Annotated in this window: 17 protein-coding genes; 9 read left to right on the top strand and 8 right to left on the bottom strand. The window is 63.1% G+C overall.

Annotated elements, in window-relative coordinates:
* Nucleotides 1-21 precede the first annotated feature (21 nt).
* Nucleotides 22-654 (top strand): TetR/AcrR family transcriptional regulator, encoded by a 633-nt coding sequence (locus DVK03_RS17325; RefSeq protein ID WP_115803876.1) that lies wholly within the window; start codon nt 22-24, stop codon nt 652-654.
* A gap of 87 nt (nt 655-741) precedes the next feature.
* Here the strand turns inward: DVK03_RS17325 and DVK03_RS17320 are convergent, their stop codons facing one another.
* Entirely contained in the window at nt 742-1,464 is a 723-nt protein-coding gene (locus DVK03_RS17320; protein WP_115803875.1) for a hypothetical protein, read from the bottom strand.
* 410 nt (nt 1,465-1,874) lie between these two features.
* Between DVK03_RS17320 and DVK03_RS17315 the strand changes: the two genes are divergently transcribed.
* Nucleotides 1,875-2,525 carry a ribonuclease HI family protein gene (locus DVK03_RS17315; protein ID WP_004064514.1) on the top strand — a complete coding sequence of 217 codons (651 nt, stop codon included), beginning with the start codon at nt 1,875-1,877 and terminating at the stop codon, nt 2,523-2,525.
* A gap of 124 nt (nt 2,526-2,649) precedes the next feature.
* Here DVK03_RS17315 and DVK03_RS17310 read toward each other — a convergent pair whose 3' ends face one another.
* Nucleotides 2,650-3,468: a hypothetical protein gene (locus tag DVK03_RS17310; protein WP_115803874.1), complete on the bottom strand. Its 819-nt coding sequence runs from the start codon at nt 3,466-3,468 to the stop codon at nt 2,650-2,652.
* 417 nt (nt 3,469-3,885) lie between these two features.
* Between DVK03_RS17310 and phnD the strand changes: the two genes are divergently transcribed.
* Genes phnD through phnE (DVK03_RS17290) form a run of 4 tightly spaced genes read left to right on the top strand, consistent with a single transcriptional unit; the run spans nt 3,886 to nt 7,344 of the window.
* Nucleotides 3,886-4,908 (top strand): phosphate/phosphite/phosphonate ABC transporter substrate-binding protein, encoded by a 1,023-nt coding sequence (phnD, locus tag DVK03_RS17305; protein ID WP_004064519.1) that lies wholly within the window; start codon nt 3,886-3,888, stop codon nt 4,906-4,908.
* A complete protein-coding gene (gene phnC / locus DVK03_RS17300; RefSeq protein ID WP_115803873.1) occupies nt 4,909-5,748 on the top strand; it encodes a phosphonate ABC transporter ATP-binding protein in 840 nt (279 codons plus the stop codon).
* A 1-nt stretch (nt 5,749) separates the two neighbouring features.
* Complete coding sequence (phnE, locus tag DVK03_RS17295; RefSeq protein WP_004040815.1) at nt 5,750-6,550, top strand: phosphonate ABC transporter, permease protein PhnE; 801 nt, start codon at nt 5,750-5,752, stop codon at nt 6,548-6,550.
* Nucleotides 6,550-7,344 carry a phosphonate ABC transporter, permease protein PhnE gene (gene phnE, locus DVK03_RS17290; RefSeq protein WP_004040814.1) on the top strand — a complete coding sequence of 265 codons (795 nt, stop codon included), beginning with the start codon at nt 6,550-6,552 and terminating at the stop codon, nt 7,342-7,344. The genes phnE (DVK03_RS17295) and phnE (DVK03_RS17290) overlap by 1 nt, the downstream gene beginning before the upstream one ends.
* A gap of 1,013 nt (nt 7,345-8,357) precedes the next feature.
* Here phnE (DVK03_RS17290) and DVK03_RS17280 read toward each other — a convergent pair.
* Nucleotides 8,358-9,050, bottom strand: coding sequence for a hypothetical protein (locus DVK03_RS17280; RefSeq protein WP_004064528.1), 693 nt, complete (start codon nt 9,048-9,050; stop codon nt 8,358-8,360).
* A gap of 109 nt (nt 9,051-9,159) precedes the next feature.
* Nucleotides 9,160-10,080: a halocin C8-like domain-containing protein gene (locus DVK03_RS17275; RefSeq protein WP_006600928.1), complete on the bottom strand. Its 921-nt coding sequence runs from the start codon at nt 10,078-10,080 to the stop codon at nt 9,160-9,162.
* 219 nt (nt 10,081-10,299) lie between these two features.
* On the opposite strand from DVK03_RS17275, the gene DVK03_RS17270 reads away from it, so the two are divergent.
* Nucleotides 10,300-11,094 carry a winged helix-turn-helix domain-containing protein gene (locus DVK03_RS17270; protein ID WP_008605799.1) on the top strand — a complete coding sequence of 265 codons (795 nt, stop codon included), beginning with the start codon at nt 10,300-10,302 and terminating at the stop codon, nt 11,092-11,094.
* Between the two features lie 8 nt (nt 11,095-11,102).
* Here DVK03_RS17270 and DVK03_RS17265 read toward each other — a convergent pair whose 3' ends face one another.
* The 4 genes from DVK03_RS17265 to DVK03_RS17250 form a co-directional block, all read right to left on the bottom strand.
* Entirely contained in the window at nt 11,103-11,303 is a 201-nt protein-coding gene (locus tag DVK03_RS17265; protein WP_004043228.1) for a helix-turn-helix transcriptional regulator, read from the bottom strand.
* Between the two features lie 5 nt (nt 11,304-11,308).
* Nucleotides 11,309-11,704 (bottom strand): hypothetical protein, encoded by a 396-nt coding sequence (locus tag DVK03_RS17260; RefSeq protein WP_206042983.1) that lies wholly within the window; start codon nt 11,702-11,704, stop codon nt 11,309-11,311.
* A 1-nt stretch (nt 11,705) separates the two neighbouring features.
* Complete coding sequence (locus DVK03_RS17255; RefSeq protein WP_049896198.1) at nt 11,706-11,936, bottom strand: hypothetical protein; 231 nt, start codon at nt 11,934-11,936, stop codon at nt 11,706-11,708.
* Between the two features lie 447 nt (nt 11,937-12,383).
* Complete coding sequence (locus DVK03_RS17250; RefSeq protein WP_115803872.1) at nt 12,384-13,331, bottom strand: hypothetical protein; 948 nt, start codon at nt 13,329-13,331, stop codon at nt 12,384-12,386.
* Between the two features lie 223 nt (nt 13,332-13,554).
* Here DVK03_RS17250 and DVK03_RS17245 point away from each other — a divergent pair, with 223 nt between their 5' ends.
* Nucleotides 13,555-13,911: a helix-turn-helix domain-containing protein gene (locus DVK03_RS17245; RefSeq protein WP_004064541.1), complete on the top strand. Its 357-nt coding sequence runs from the start codon at nt 13,555-13,557 to the stop codon at nt 13,909-13,911.
* A 1-nt stretch (nt 13,912) separates the two neighbouring features.
* Complete coding sequence (locus DVK03_RS17240) at nt 13,913-14,236, top strand: hypothetical protein (RefSeq protein WP_004064542.1); 324 nt, start codon at nt 13,913-13,915, stop codon at nt 14,234-14,236.
* Nucleotides 14,237-14,374: the final 138 nt, after the last annotated feature.

The raw sequence follows: 14,374 nt of genomic DNA, 5'->3' as shown, positions 1-14,374 counted from the left end.
GTGCAGGGGGAATCGGACAGTATGGACAAACGGGGCCCTCTTTTTGCCGATGAGCCTGAAGATACCAAGACCGAGATTTTGAAAGCGACGTTTGATGCGCTTGCCGAACACGGCTATGCCAACCTGACGATCGACCGGATCAGCCAGCACTTTTCCAAGTCAGAAGGGCTGGTCTTCTACCATTACGATGGAAAAGACGACGTTCTCTTGGACCTTCTCGACTACCTTCTTAACCGAGTCGTACAGGTTGGGATGCCCGTCGCTGACGACGGAGACCCAGAAACCCGACTTCGAACCCTCCTCGACCAGGTCATCCCCGGACCCGACGAGCAAGCGATTCGGGATTACGAAACGGTACTGACGGAACTGCGGATGCAGGCGGCACAAGACGAAGCGTTCCGAGCGTGTTTCAATCAGTCCCAAGACGTTTTCCGCGAAACGATACGGGAGATACTACGAGACGGCATCGAATCAGGGGATTTCAGAGACGTGGACCCAGAACTAGTCACGGACTTTCTGGTGACGCTGGTTAGCGGACTCACCTTCGAACGGGTGACGACAGGGGCCTCCCGTTCCATTCGGTCGGAGCTGGATAGCTATATCGAGTACAGGCTCTTGGCCGACGCCGAAGACGCTGACGGTGGAGACGCCTGAGAACCGTCGTCGCTTAGCTCCCCACATTCGGTTCGTTCCCGGTCGAGATCGGACTCCTCGGTCAAGACAGAACTCTCGACTGATAGCTCATCTCTCGGTTAGCGTACTGCGTTTCTCGGCGACGGCCGACCCGATTGCGGACCGCAACGCCTTCCAATCGACGCGGCCCCGGTCGAGTCGGCCGTACTCCTCTCGAACAACGGTCTCGAACACGCGTGCGTGAACTTCGTCGGTCGTGGGCGACTTCCGAGCCGCTTCGGCGGCTTCGATGGCTCGGCGGACCCGCGTGTCGGTTACGAGGTCGGCGGCGATTGCGTTCGGCTCTCCTCGTATCGGCTCGTAGTCGTCCACCTCGTCGAGGACGGGCCCCTGGACGAGTGCGCGTCCACCGCGCCTATTCTCGACGATAACCCCCGCGGCGGGTCCGTCGTACCACGCTGACTCGGGGATATCGAGCCGGTCGGGGTGAAAGTCACGGACGTTCAGTTCCTTCTGGAAGGTGTTTACCGGCGTCAGACCCAGCCGTTTGAACACTCGCTCGGACTCGTCGATGGGGACGAGTCGTTCGTCGGTCTCGTTCCGGATGGCCCGACCGAGAAACGGCGGCATTCGCTCCCAGTCGTAGTCAATACCGACGTGACACGGTGCGACGCCGAAGAAGACGTACGACCTCGGCTCATCGACTGCGTCGCGAAACGCGTCGCGGTTGAATCGCTCTCGAACGTGTCGAACGGCGCACTCGTGCGGCGGCGGCGCGTCGTCGAAGACGCAATCCCGGTCCCCGAACAGCAGGCGGCCCGACGACTTCATCTGAAATCGTAGTCGGGGGCCGGCGACGTGCTCGCGGAGCCATAGGTGACCACTCGACAGCAACCCCTCGGGGGCGTCTGCGAGGAGAGGCGTCGACGGATACGGTTTCATGACTGATTCGTTCCACGACGAGACGGATAGTTTTGGGTGTGGCTCCGAGCGCCTCACCCGCCGCGCGCCGACATCCGAACCCCGTCTGTCGCATCGTCGTCGGCCGCACAGGCTTCGATACCCGCGAACGTCCGCCGGTGGCGGTCACAGACGACATCGAGCGAGTGGGCGAACCACCTGAAGGGATATACCGCTCGACGACCGAGAACGGATATGCAACTGTTCGACGGGCCGACGAACGCAACCGAGACCGGAGGTGTGAGGGCGCGGACCGGCGACCAGACGGAGGCCCCGGAACCGTGACCGAGGAGCCGCTTCCCGCCGAGCATCTCTCGCCGCTCGCCGCGCTCGTCGACGAGGTGCTCGCGGGCGTCGGTTACGAGATGGCCGCAGCCACCGATGCCATCGACGACGTAGTATCCGGCTACGGCGGCCTGTTCGACCCCGAGACGACACGGGGAGAGCTGCGACGCGCGCTCGGTGAACTGTCGGCAGCAGAACTCGCCAAACCGCCCGTCGCTGAGCCGACCGACGATTCGTTCGTCCTGTACGTTGACGGCAGTTCACGCGGTAACCCCGGCCCCGCGGGCGCGGGCGCGGTCATCATGGACTCGGAGGAGGCGCAACTCGCCCGACTCGGTCGCCCCGTCGGCTCTCGGACCGGGAACAACACCGCCGAGTACGTCGCCCTCCAACTCGGCCTGTCCGAACTGCTGTCCCGCTACGAGCCACACAGCGTGGACGTTCGAATCGACTCGATGACCGTCATCCGCGATGTCTGGGGCGGTAACGACCCCACCGAGGCCGGCGTCGAGACATACAGCGAGTCCATCGCTGCGGCGCTCTCGGAGGTTCCGAACCACCGGTACACGCACCTGGCCGATAGCGACCCGAACCCCGCCGACGCGCTGGCGACGGTCGGTGCCGATATCGCGGCGTTGGGGCCTTGACGGGGGCGACGACACCGCGAACTCCGCGGAGAGCAGACCGATTGTGCCGATTCGGTCGGGTGCTGTCCGCGTCCTCCGATATCCCTTTTCGCCCCTCTCGACGGTTCGTTTCGAGCCGACCTGTTCACCACCCGGGCGCGAACGGCGACGGCGACGGGTCGAACTCGGCGAGGCGGTCGCCGCAGTCCGTACACGAGACCGCGATAACAGCGGTCGTGTGACAGCACGACTCGACCGTCTCGTCGGAGACTCGGGTCGGCCCGCGGCAGGTCGGGCACTGTTCGACCAGTCCGCGTATTCGAGCGGCGAGATCGACCCGCTCCGCGCGACCGAGCGCGTCCCAGGCGGGTCCGGCGAGCGTCCGTTCGGTTGCGAGGTCGGCGACGAGTGCCGTCCGCGAGGGCCACTGCCCGACCCACGACCCGTCGGCCCTCATGACGACGCCGTCGGCGTCCGACTCAGCCACTGTGATCCGCGGGCGGTCGCCCGCAGTCACGGTCGCGGCCGCCCTGTCGAGTGCTTCGGGGTCGCCCGCGAGGGTTTCCGCGGCCTCGTGCCACGCGGCCCGGAACGAGGGAGTGAGCGCGGGGTCGTCTCCGGGGTCTGCCGAGAGGACGCCGAACCCGACGAGTTTCTCGACGGGGTCAGCGTCCGGCGGCACCGCCGTCGAGACGGGGGTCGATAACGTCCCGAACGCGGCGAGGACCGACGCTGGGAGGTAGCGGCGGGTCAGTGCGGGCGTTCCGGGCACGAGATAGCCGCGGAGCCAGATGGTCGTGACGCCGGCGACACCGACGGGTACCGCGGCAACGGGGCTGAGAACCCAGAGTGGACCGACCGCGAGTCCGAGCAGTACGAGGTTGACCGCGGTACACGGGAGACATCGGTTCGACTCGGTGTACGCGGGCTCACGAAGGCGGTCGACGAGCGTGCGCACGGGCATACACTCCGCCTGGGAAAGCGTGCATAAACCAGTATCGGGACGCTGATATATAGGGAACGAAACGCTACATAATCTATGAGACCGAACATAACTGTTGTTGCTGCTCCTTACACTACTGAGCCACACGGACTCGAATGAGTGGTACACGTCCGACCGTACCGACCGGACTATCACAAAATATATTTACCCAAACATATCAAAATTACATAACTTATATCAGTAGTCAATCCTGCTGTCCACTCGATGACAGACGATAACGGCAGGCGACGGCGGACGTTTCTGAAGACATCGGCGGCCGCGCTCGCCGCTGGCTTTGCGGGTTGTTCCGCGTCCGGCGGCGGAAATAGCGACTCCGGTGGTTCCGGTGGCTCCGGCGGTTCCAGCGGTTCGGAGTCCAGCGGTTCCGGCGGCGACCCGATGCTCGCGGACGCGAGCAGTTTCGACCCGGCGAACCCGGCCTGGGAGGAAAACAACTACTTGTCGACGGCGCTGGTCGACGAGGACTACCAGCGCGGGTCGACGGTCGACCTCGAGAACATGCGTAACCGCGAGGTCGAGGAGATTCCTCACGGCCAACCCGTCCAGGAGACGCCCGACAACGAAGACGAGTGGCTCGACCCCGACACCCTCGTGTTCACCGAGAGCCCGAGCGAGGACGTTCAAGGCCGGTTCGAAGACGACTTCCAGGCCGTCTTCGACCGCATCGAAGAGGAGACCGGCAAACCCGTCGAGTTCAGCAAGGTCAACAGCTACGCGGCGTCCGTCGAAGCGATGCGCTCCGAACGGGCTCACATCGCGAACTTCTCGACCGGGACGACGGCCTTCGCCGTCAACCTGGCGGGGGCGGTCCCGTTCGCGGCCGGACTCACGCCCGACGAACTGTTCGGATACCGGCTGTTCGCGACCACGCGCGCCGACGCCGACGACATTCAGAGCGTCGAGGACTTCGCCCGCGACGACGTGAGGGTCGGCCACTCCGAGCCCGCGTCGAACTCCGGACACCAGGCACCGTCGGCGCTGTTCGACCAATACTTCGACGTGACCGCCGAGGAGGACTACGAGGTCAACTTCTCGGGCGGGCACGGCAACACGACCCGCGGCATCGCCGCCGGCGACTACGACGCCGGCCCCATCTGTTCGACCTGTATGGTGGACACCGTCGAGGCCCAGAGCGACCTCAGCTTCGACGACTTCAAAGTCGTGTGGGCGTCCGCGCCGTTCCCGAACGGCCCGGTCGCGTACCGATACAACCTCAAACCCGAGATACAGGAGGGAATTCGGCGGGCGTACCTCGAATCGGACTTCGCGGGGACGGCTTTCGAAAGCCGAACCGGCTACGACCAGTTCGTCCCCATCGACTACCGGACGGTGTTCAAAGACATCATGATTATCCAGGGATACAACGGTGTCGAGTACACCGAGAGCGCGCTCGGGTCGTAGATGCTCCGGGTAACCGACCTCCGGAAGACCTACCCGACGGGCGACGAGGCGCTGAAAGGCGTCACGCTGTCCGTCGAGGGAAGCGAGACCGTCGCCATGATCGGCCCCAGCGGGGCCGGCAAGAGCACGTTCATCCGGTGTATCAACCGGCTGACCGAGCCCAACGACGGCGAGGTCCACCTCGACGACACGGAACTGACCGAACTGGGCGACGATGCGCTTCGGTCGGCCCGCCGGGACATCGGGATGATATTCCAGGAGTACAACCTCGTCGAGCGGCTGACCGTGATGGAGAACGTCCTCACGGGCCGGCTGGGATACGTGTCGGCCTGGAAGGCGTTCCGTCGGTCGTTCCCGGCGGAAGACATCGAACGAGCCTACGAGATTCTCGAACGAGTCGGCCTCGACGGCATGGAGAACAAACGCGTCGACGAACTGTCCGGCGGCCAGCGCCAGCGCGTCGGCATCGCGCGGGCCGTGATTCAACAGCCCAAGATTCTGCTGGTCGACGAGCCGACGTCGAGTCTCGACCCGGAGACGTCCGAGACGGTGATGCGGCTGTTGACGGATATCGCCGCCGAGCGCGAAGTGCCGGTGCTCATCAACATCCACGAGGTCGACCTCGCGATGGAGCACGCTGACCGCATCGTCGGCCTCCACGACGGCGAACTCGTCTTCGAGGGACCCCCGGAAGCGCTCGACGACCGCGGGTTAGACCAGGTGTACCGCGGTGCGGAGGTCCCCGACAACGCCGGTGGGAACGCGGACGCACCCGCCGAAACGGGCGAAAAAGAGGCTGTCCTCGCTAATGTTGACCGGTCGCTGCGGGGGGAGACCTAACGTGGCGGCCGGCGAACGAACCTGGGAACGCCCGACCGTCTTTCGGCGTCGAGAGCTGAAGTGGGCGGTCTACGCCGGCGTTCTCGGCTTCTTCGTGTGGTCGGGGTTCGGAGTCGGTGCCGACCCAGGACGGATCGCACGGGGACTCGGAAGCGCCGTCTCCCTCGTCGGTGATTTCTTCCCCCCGTCGGCAAGCCCACGACAGGCCGACCGAATCGTCGGGAAGATGCTCGAAAGCGTCGCGATGGCAATGGTCTCGACGCTCACCGGCATCGTTCTCAGTGTCCCGATTGCGTTCATGGCCGCGGAGAACCTCTCGCCAAAGCCGTTGTACGCGATTAATCGGGGGTTCATCTCGATTTCCAGGGCGTTCAACGCCATCATCATCGCCATCATCGCGGTCAAGGCCATCGGGTTCGGGCCGCTGGCGGGCATCCTCACGATTACGTTCAAGACGGTCGGCTTCTTCTCGAAACTACTCGCCGAGGACCTCGAAGACATCGACATGGGGTCCGTCGACGCGGTGCGGGCCGCCGGGGCGTCGCCGGTTCAGACGCTACTGTACGGGGTCGTCCCGCAGATTATCCCGCGGTTCGCCGGGCTGTCGGTGTATCGGTGGGACATCAACATCCGCACGTCGACCATCATCGGTATCGTCGGCGCAGGTGGAATCGGGTCGGTCCTCCTGACCGCGTTCAACCGTTACGACTACCAGTACGTCACGGCTATTCTGCTGGCCATCATCGCGGTCGTGCTGGTGGCTGAAGGCGTGAGCGCGGTCGTCCGACGGAGGTACAACTGATGGCGACCGACGAGCGCCGATGGGAACGGTTCGACCGGCGGCGGCGAATCAGCCGCTTCGTCCTCACGTTGGTTGCCGCCGTCGCCGTGGTCGGGTCGTGGCAGTTCATGGACATCGGCATCGTCAGACCGGAGACGATTCCTCGGGAGGTCGGCGACCTCCTCACCCGGATGTACCCGCCGGACGTGGCGTACACCACTCGCATCGTCGAACCGCTGGTCGAGACGATTCAAATCGCCGCGCTTGGGACCATCGGCGCGCTGGTACTCTCAGTCCCGGTGGCGTTGCTCGCCGCCGAGAACACGACTCCGAACGCCGTGACCTTCTGGCTCGGAAAACTCATCGTGACCGTGAGCCGGTCGGTCAACACCATCATCTGGGCGCTGTTCTTCGTCGTCATGTTCGGGTCGGGGCCGCTGGCGGGCGCGGTCGCCATCGCGTTCCGCTCGGTCGGGTTCCTCGGGAAACTGCTGGGCGAGGAAATCGAGGAAATCGACTTCGGCCAAGTGGAAGCGGTCCGTGCGGCCGGCGCGTCTTCGGTGCAGGTGTTGCTCTACGGCATCCTTCCGCAGGTGAAGCCCGCGTTGGTCGGACTCTCGATTTATCGGTGGGATATCAACATCCGCGACTCGACCGTACTCGGGTTCGTCGGCGCGGGCGGAATCGGCGTCCAACTGTTCCGAGCGGTCAACGCGTTCGCGTGGCAATCGGTCGCGACAGTGCTGCTCGTCATCCTCGGCGTGGTCGTCGCGACCGAGAGCCTCTCGGCGTACACGAGGGCGCTCGTCCGGTGACGGGCGAGACTCCCCCGCCCTCTTCGCTGTGGACGGCGTAATGGAGAGCCACGCCGCCGACGCCGCCAGACGAGGCAGTACTGAAACGGAGTCTCCACACCCCACCCCGTTCGCGTTCGTCCATCGTTGCCTGCCGGATACACCGTCCGGGACCCGTTTACTCGTTTTGTGCCCCTCAGTCGTGGGTTTGTACGGAGCCCGACCTGTTGTTACCCTTCTGACGTGGCGAACTCCGTACTCCGCTCTACCCACGACAAGAGCCAGTCCGACGACGGTAACCCGTCCAGTCAGATACCACCCGAAGGGTGTTGGACCAACGTGGGCCGGAGTAATAGGCGAGGTAACATACACAGGCCAGGTTTCATACGCCGAGACAGTGGTGCGACGCACCCCGACATTTGATATAGCGATATATAATTTATCACTCAAACTCGCAGACCTGCCGGCATTTTACTAATCCTCGTTGTCTGTGTGCGACAATGAGGTAATCGAAAATGGTAGTTCGAAGTCATATTTATGCTAACTCCGAAAACCTTGGTTCTTAGAACGAGCCACTAACGGGCGACGCTTGTTTCCGTGCGACGAGGTGCTCGACCAGTCGGGGGGTTCGAGCTGTGACTTACCCTTGTAGGCTGTCGGTTTTCGCTACCTGACAGTCTGTGAGCGACTTTTCTGGAATCGGATAGTCGATTTCAGCGACTGGCACGTCAAGTCGGTACTGTTCCCGATGAGGCCCAGTTGGCTGTCGATGTAGCCGTTGTTGTCGACGCGGACAATCCGGCGGGGGAACGTGTGCGTGGTCAATCTCGTCGAGAACGATAATCACGGTCCCGAGAGCTTGTTGAGTGCATCCCAGAGAAGACGATAGACCTTGGATTGGGGACGACCGGTTTCGGCGGATGTGGTGTTTGGGTCACACGTTCGGTCCACGGGAGGAAATAAACGGTCGAGTTTGGGGAACGGCTGTCGCGTCGCGTCCTGGCCGACGAGGTGACTCGCGCTGTCCGCGAGAGTTAGCGACGTAGTTCCACCAGTGGCTCGTCACACTGCGGGCAAGTGAGTCGCTCGACGGTCACGGACGCACAACACGTCTCGTGAGTCACCTGCTCGTATTCGGTCGGTTCGTCACACCGGAGACAGCGGTCAACCGTTGCGCGGACGCTTCGGAGGAGGGCGGCGATTTCGTCCGGCGGACGTTCGTTCCACCCAGTATATCGCTCCGAGAGGACCGCTTTCGCCCGAAGGTCCGCGTCAAGCGCAAGCGAGGACGGCCACGCTGCGATAGGGTCGCCGTCGTCCGAAAGCGTGTAGCGACCCTGCTGGCTGGTGAACGAGCCGTCGGTCGGAGGGAGTTCGAGGATGTCGCGTGCGAGCGAAGCCGATGGCGACTGCGGCGGGTCAACCGCGGCCAGCGACGCTTTGAACTCCGGGTCGAGAGCGAAGTCTCCATCCGAGGACTCGCGTAAAAGCCCCTGCGAGAGAAGCCATGCGTCGGTGCTCTCCTCGCGTGACACCGTCAGCGGCTGCTTGCCGAACCACGCGAGGAGCCGTGACGGCAGGTAGCGCTTCGTCAGTTCCGGCGTGCCCGGAACGAGGTAGCCTCGAAAGTACACCGTCGCGAGCGCCCCGGTCAACGCCACAACGGCCGCGACACCGGACAGCGGAATCAAGACGACCGCGACGAGTGCCGAGAGAGCAACGTTCACCGCCGTACAGGCCCAACACCGATTCGGGCCAGTGTACTCGTCTCGACGCAGTCGGCCACCGAGGTCGTTCGTAACGCGGGATAGAGGCACGTATGTCACTGCCCCCTACTTAGCACCAGTTCGTCCGGTCAGCACAGACCTCTTCAGCGACGGCTTCGCCGCATCCGGAGAGGGCGTCGGCCACGTCGCAGATGATACCGACGAAGCCGACACAGGTCAGGCCGGCGATGGGGACCGCAATCCCGGTGAGCCCGCAGATGAACGCGCCGGTCGCCGCGCAGCCGACGCTACAAGTGAGGCCGACGGCGAACCCACAGGCGTAACAGCCGTCGACATCGACGTCGTCGTCGAGGAGGTCCCACGCGAGGTTCGTCAGGTCACTCCCCGTGGTGAACCCGTCGTAAATCTCGTCGATGACGGCGTTCGTGTCGACGTTGTTGACGGCCCGCCGAGTCGCATCGGCATCGAGGTCGAGTTCGGTAGACGCCAAGCCATCGGAGCTGTTTGCGGCGGACACCGTCTGTTCACCGGCCCCGGCGTCGAATCGCTCGATACGGGTGGTGAATCCGTCTTTCGTCTTGTGCGTGTAATCGAGAACGCTCAGAATGAGCGAATCCGACGTGGCGTCTTCGGCGAGCACGACGGCGGCTTCGGCGTCGTCGTTCGGGTGCTTGACCGGGTACTCGACGACGTACCGGTGAATCTTCTCGCCGTCCGGCGCGTCGTCGGCGGCGACCTCGACTTCGCCGACGGTGACCGACTCGCCGCGAGACACCGTCCCGTCACGGGAGTTCGCCTTCGCTTCGAGACGGTCGAACTCGTCGCTCTTCGCCAACCGAGTCGCCACTTTCGCCTCAGCTTCGCCGTCGAGAATGCTGATGTTCTCGGCAGCGACGGCGTTCCCGGCGGCGACAGGGGACAACGCGAGCCCCGTCCCGACCGCGCCGGCGCGACGAACGAAACTGCGTCGGTTGAGTCCGCTCGTCTCCTGTTCGTTACTGTCGTGTTCGTTGTCGTTAGCTCGGGTCATCGTGTTACCCAATCGACACCATGGCGGGGACACACATTGCGTCATGGACCGTTAGAGAGCCGCACCGACTGCGGTCGCCGCGCAGGAGGTGACGTAACGACACAGCAACTGCACGAATCCGTCACGCTCTGCGGAGACGGTGCAGTTCGGAAGTGGTGACTGCAATCCGGATTTCAGTCAACAGAAATGTCAAGTAATGAAGGTCAAAAGTTGTCGGTGATGCCGTCTCCAACCACCGAAGAGATAATCGACCTCGTCACCCGCCGGTGGGACGTCTTAGAGTCGCTTTCGGATCGCGCATTATCCAAGCCGGAATTAGAGGCGACGCTCGGGGTCTCTCGTTCGACGGTGGACCGGGCAATCGGTGAACTCGAAGCGGCGTCGATGGTCGTCCGCGACCCGTCGAGCGGCTACCGGCTGACGGAGCTCGGTCGGCCGGTGTATCGGCTGTGCAAACGGACTCGACGGTGTCTCGATGCCGTGACCGAAGCGCACTCCCACGGGTCGGCAGTTCCATCGGGCGCGAACGGCGAGCTACCGATGTACGACGGGGCGAGGCTCGTGTCCTCGGAGCCGCACGTTCCGGACAAGCCACTGCAACATCTCCTCGACACGATGCGCGAGGCGGAGTCGCTACGCGGCTACACCCCGGTCGTGTTACAACAGTACGTCGAGGTGTGCCACGAGCACGCCACGCGCCGAGAGGCCGATGTCGAACTCGTCGTGCCCCCGCAAGTCCATCAGTGCCTGCGGACGACGTATCCCGACGAGTACCGACGCGCGCGTCGGGCCTCGTGCGTCCGCCTCCACGAAACGTCGGCCTCGCTGCCGTTCGGACTGCTCCTGTTCGGTGAGGGGGCGGACCGGACGTGCGCGCTCGTGTCGTACTCGAAGGCCGGTGCGACGGGCGTGCTGTTCAACGATACGGCCTCGGCGATTGGTTGGGCGACGCAGACGTACCGCGAGCTCAAGGCCGATTCGACCCCGGTCGACCAGCCGAAAGCGACGCAGTAACCGTGCGCTCATCCGTCGAACTCCGGTGTAAACAGCTCTTCGACGGAACAATCGAAATAGCGCGCGAGCTTGAACGCGAGTTCGAGCGACGGGTCGTACCGCGAGTGTTCGATGGCGTAGATGGTCTGTCGGCTGACGCCGACCGCAGTCGCCAGTTCCTCTTGAGTGATGTGTTCTTCGGCCCGCTTCACTCGGATGTCGTTCTCCATCGGTGTCAGACGCGCTGTCGGAACTCGGTCGCGCCGAGGACGCAGAACATCGTCCCGAGACCTGCGACCGCGAGGAAGGTGACTGCGCTCGGGACCGGCCGGGTACTGAGGGCGTACGACGCGAACACGCCGACTAACGACGCGAGCATGACTCCGCCGGTCGTACTGAGCGCGCGGTCGATGTTGCGCACGTCGCGTTCGTCGACCACGCTGTCGGAGGACGACCCGCTTCGAACCGCGTATCCGACGTTCGCGAAGACGGCGATGACCGCAGGAACGACCACTAACTCACCGACTGAGGGAGAGGGTTCCGCACCGAGAAAGGGAGAGACAACCGCCGACAGGAGCGCCGGAACGACGAACAGCAGGAAACTGTACGTCGGTGGGAGCCACCGCGACATCTCATCGCCCCCCACTTCCGAACTCGCTCGACAGGATTCCGGGGAGGTCGGTCAGCCAACTAACGACCGCACAGACGATCATCACGCCGACAGCGGCCATATAGCCCCACACCGTAACGGTGTCGAGCACGAAGTCGATTGCGACGAATCCCGAGAGGATGACAGCGCCGCTGACCGCCGCCGCGACGACGACGAGCAGCGCACCGTAAGCGCGCATCGGACTGTTTACCATACGAAAAACGTGTATTTCCAACAACATAAATGTAAAGGCCGCTTTCCATAATGTCAAGCGGACACGTCACCCACTCGATAACGATGGCGGCCACAGCGACGACTCTCGCGGAGTTCGAAATCCCGACAAACTATCCGATACGAATCTGGTGACTCGCTATACTGCGGTCGGGTTGGCTCTGGTTCGGCACGCTTGGTGTAGAACGACATATTCCAATCGTTCTGGTTGGAACGACTCCCGAGAACGAGTCGGACAACAGGCGACCACCGCGCTCGCTGAAACGGTCGGTCTGGCCCGCAATCTGCGAACTGCTCTTCCCCGCCGGAGCGCCGGTCGCCATGGCTTTTGGCAGTCGTTCGTCACTCGAACTTGGAGCCGCCTCGAATCAAACGACATATCGCACACTCGACGGCTCGAACAACCGCTCGTCGAGACGTTCGCTATCAGTTATTCGACAGCGTTCCTCGTCGCTCCCTCGTCGGAAGGCTGTGAATCCGTTGTCCCACCAGTCCAGTAGTCGGCTAGCGGACCGTCAACACCGGTGAGTTGAATCCACGCCTGCGAAGTAATCCCGAGAACGACGATCGAGATGATCGACGACTCCACCGAGAGTGCCGTCTGAGTGAGTAAGAAGGTCGGTGAACCGAACGTCGCATCCGGCATGACCTGTCCGAGAAGCAGACTGAACGCCATATTGATTCCGTAGGGAACGATGAGGGCAGCACCCAGTCGGAGGCGGTTCCCAGCGACGGTGCGCCAACTTTGGACGAACGCTGTCGTGACCGTCGCATCGCGAACGGCGATTTCTTGCTCGACAAACGCAAACGTCAACAGGACGAACCCGACTGGCAGCAGACCCACCAGTATCGCTGGAACAGCGAGGAGAGGTGTGTACCACGCACCGACGAGCGTCGTCCGCAGTGATTCGGGAAGCACGGCGAAGACCCCGACCGTCCCGAGAGTGACGACGATCACGACGAGGAAGATCAGAACGAACATGGCCAGTACCCTGAGTAACGTGGCGATGAACAGTCGCAGCGTCGCCCAGCCAAGAGTTCGGAACACCAACTGTTCCGGGAGGTGATCGCGCCCGTCGTCGACGAGCGAACGAACCGCAACGATCTGTATCGGTACCGTCAGTACGCCGCCAGTGAGCCCGCCGAGGAGCGCGGCGCTCGCTGAGACCAGCGACGGGAGGGCCGCCCCGGGTGTCGGCGTCCCTGGTGGTGACGCCGCTCCGGCCATCCCGAGCGGGACGTACGTGGTCGCCAACACCCAGACAAACGCGCTTTGGAGAACAGCTGCAACGAAAAAGGTCGCCATGAGGAGGACGCCATTTCGCGTGAGAACGCGTCCGAGTCCCTCGGACACAGTCTGTCGAACGTGGAGGACCATACACCGCGCTTCTCCGTGCCGTGAGTTCAAACCCACGGGTGCTTTTCTGGGTCGGAAAATATCGCGTGCGGGGGAAGGAGGCCCATTCCGGGGGGCCTGACGAACGACAGGAGGACCGAGACGGAGACCGGCACGTGGGACGATGGCAGCGAGACGCTAAAGTGGGGCCGTCGACTTTCTGGCCTGGAAAAAGAGTAGAGGGTATTAATTGCTCCGCCCTGAAGTGTTCGACGTGAGTGAGGAGCCCTCCGCCGAGGAAATCTTCGCGCTCCTCGATGACGAGTACGCGCGTGCGATCCTCGCTCAGACGAGCATCGAACCGATGTCCGCCAAAACCTTGAGCGATCGATGTGATGCCTCCCTACCCACGATATACCGGCGCACGGAGCGGCTCATCGACTGTGACTTACTCGCAGAACAGACCGAAATCGGTGAAAGCGGCCACCATTACAGCGTCTTCGAGGCGAGACTCGACAGTCTTACCGTCGAAGTGGACGAGGGAGACATCTCAGTGAGTCTCGACACGGGCCGGGCCGAAGACCCGGCCGACCGCTTCACCGACCTCTGGGAGGGAATCTGAGATGGTTCAACCCAGCATGGACCTGTACGTGAACTACCTCGTGTTGCTGGCGGTGACGCTACTGGCGTTGGTTCTCAGCCTTGCCATCGTTTTTCAAGCCTACCGCGGATACCGACGCAATCGAAGCCAGCCGATGCTGTGGCTCGCGGTTGGACTGGTCCTCCTCACGGCCGTGCCGTTCGTGATATCGTTGACGGTCGCATCGGCCGGAACCGCGCTCGGGTTCGGCCCGGTTGTGTACACGTACTACGTCCCCATACTGAACAGACTCATCGAAGTCGTCGGACTGGTCTGTATCCTCTATTCGCTTTATAGCCGACCCTGAACCACTGCTATCGCTTCGAGTTCCGCTCGATAGTGCCGTCATCCCGGAACTGTGGCGTCGTTGTATCCATCGACAGGTGATAGCGCCCGGAGGTCGTCCGACAGACCGGAAACGTCTCTCTTGAGGGAGTTGTCTCAG

This window comes from Haloferax sp. Atlit-109R (assembly GCF_003665865.1).
GTDB classification, from domain to species: domain Archaea; phylum Halobacteriota; class Halobacteria; order Halobacteriales; family Haloferacaceae; genus Haloferax; species Haloferax volcanii.
The sequence above is the reverse complement of the archived record's forward strand: the minus strand, read 5'-3'. Positions and strand labels throughout refer to the sequence as shown.

Coding starts and splice junctions, on each gene's coding strand:
- DVK03_RS17270 (WP_008605799.1), top strand. CDS start 10,300: ATGCCGTCTCCAACCACCGAAGAGATAATCGACCTCGTCACCCGCCGG.
- DVK03_RS17275 (WP_006600928.1), bottom strand. CDS start 10,080: ATGACCCGAGCTAACGACAACGAACACGACAGTAACGAACAGGAGACG.
- DVK03_RS17260 (WP_206042983.1), bottom strand. CDS start 11,704: ATGTCGCGGTGGCTCCCACCGACGTACAGTTTCCTGCTGTTCGTCGTT.
- phnD (WP_004064519.1), top strand. CDS start 3,886: ATGCTCGCGGACGCGAGCAGTTTCGACCCGGCGAACCCGGCCTGGGAG.
- phnE (WP_004040814.1), top strand. CDS start 6,550: ATGGCGACCGACGAGCGCCGATGGGAACGGTTCGACCGGCGGCGGCGA.
- DVK03_RS17255 (WP_049896198.1), bottom strand. CDS start 11,936: ATGGTAAACAGTCCGATGCGCGCTTACGGTGCGCTGCTCGTCGTCGTC.
- DVK03_RS17310 (WP_115803874.1), bottom strand. CDS start 3,468: ATGCCCGTGCGCACGCTCGTCGACCGCCTTCGTGAGCCCGCGTACACC.
- DVK03_RS17265 (WP_004043228.1), bottom strand. CDS start 11,303: ATGGAGAACGACATCCGAGTGAAGCGGGCCGAAGAACACATCACTCAA.
- DVK03_RS17325 (WP_115803876.1), top strand. CDS start 22: ATGGACAAACGGGGCCCTCTTTTTGCCGATGAGCCTGAAGATACCAAG.
- phnC (WP_115803873.1), top strand. CDS start 4,909: ATGCTCCGGGTAACCGACCTCCGGAAGACCTACCCGACGGGCGACGAG.
- DVK03_RS17320 (WP_115803875.1), bottom strand. CDS start 1,464: ATGAAGTCGTCGGGCCGCCTGCTGTTCGGGGACCGGGATTGCGTCTTC.
- DVK03_RS17250 (WP_115803872.1), bottom strand. CDS start 13,331: ATGGTCCTCCACGTTCGACAGACTGTGTCCGAGGGACTCGGACGCGTT.
- DVK03_RS17240 (WP_004064542.1), top strand. CDS start 13,913: ATGGTTCAACCCAGCATGGACCTGTACGTGAACTACCTCGTGTTGCTG.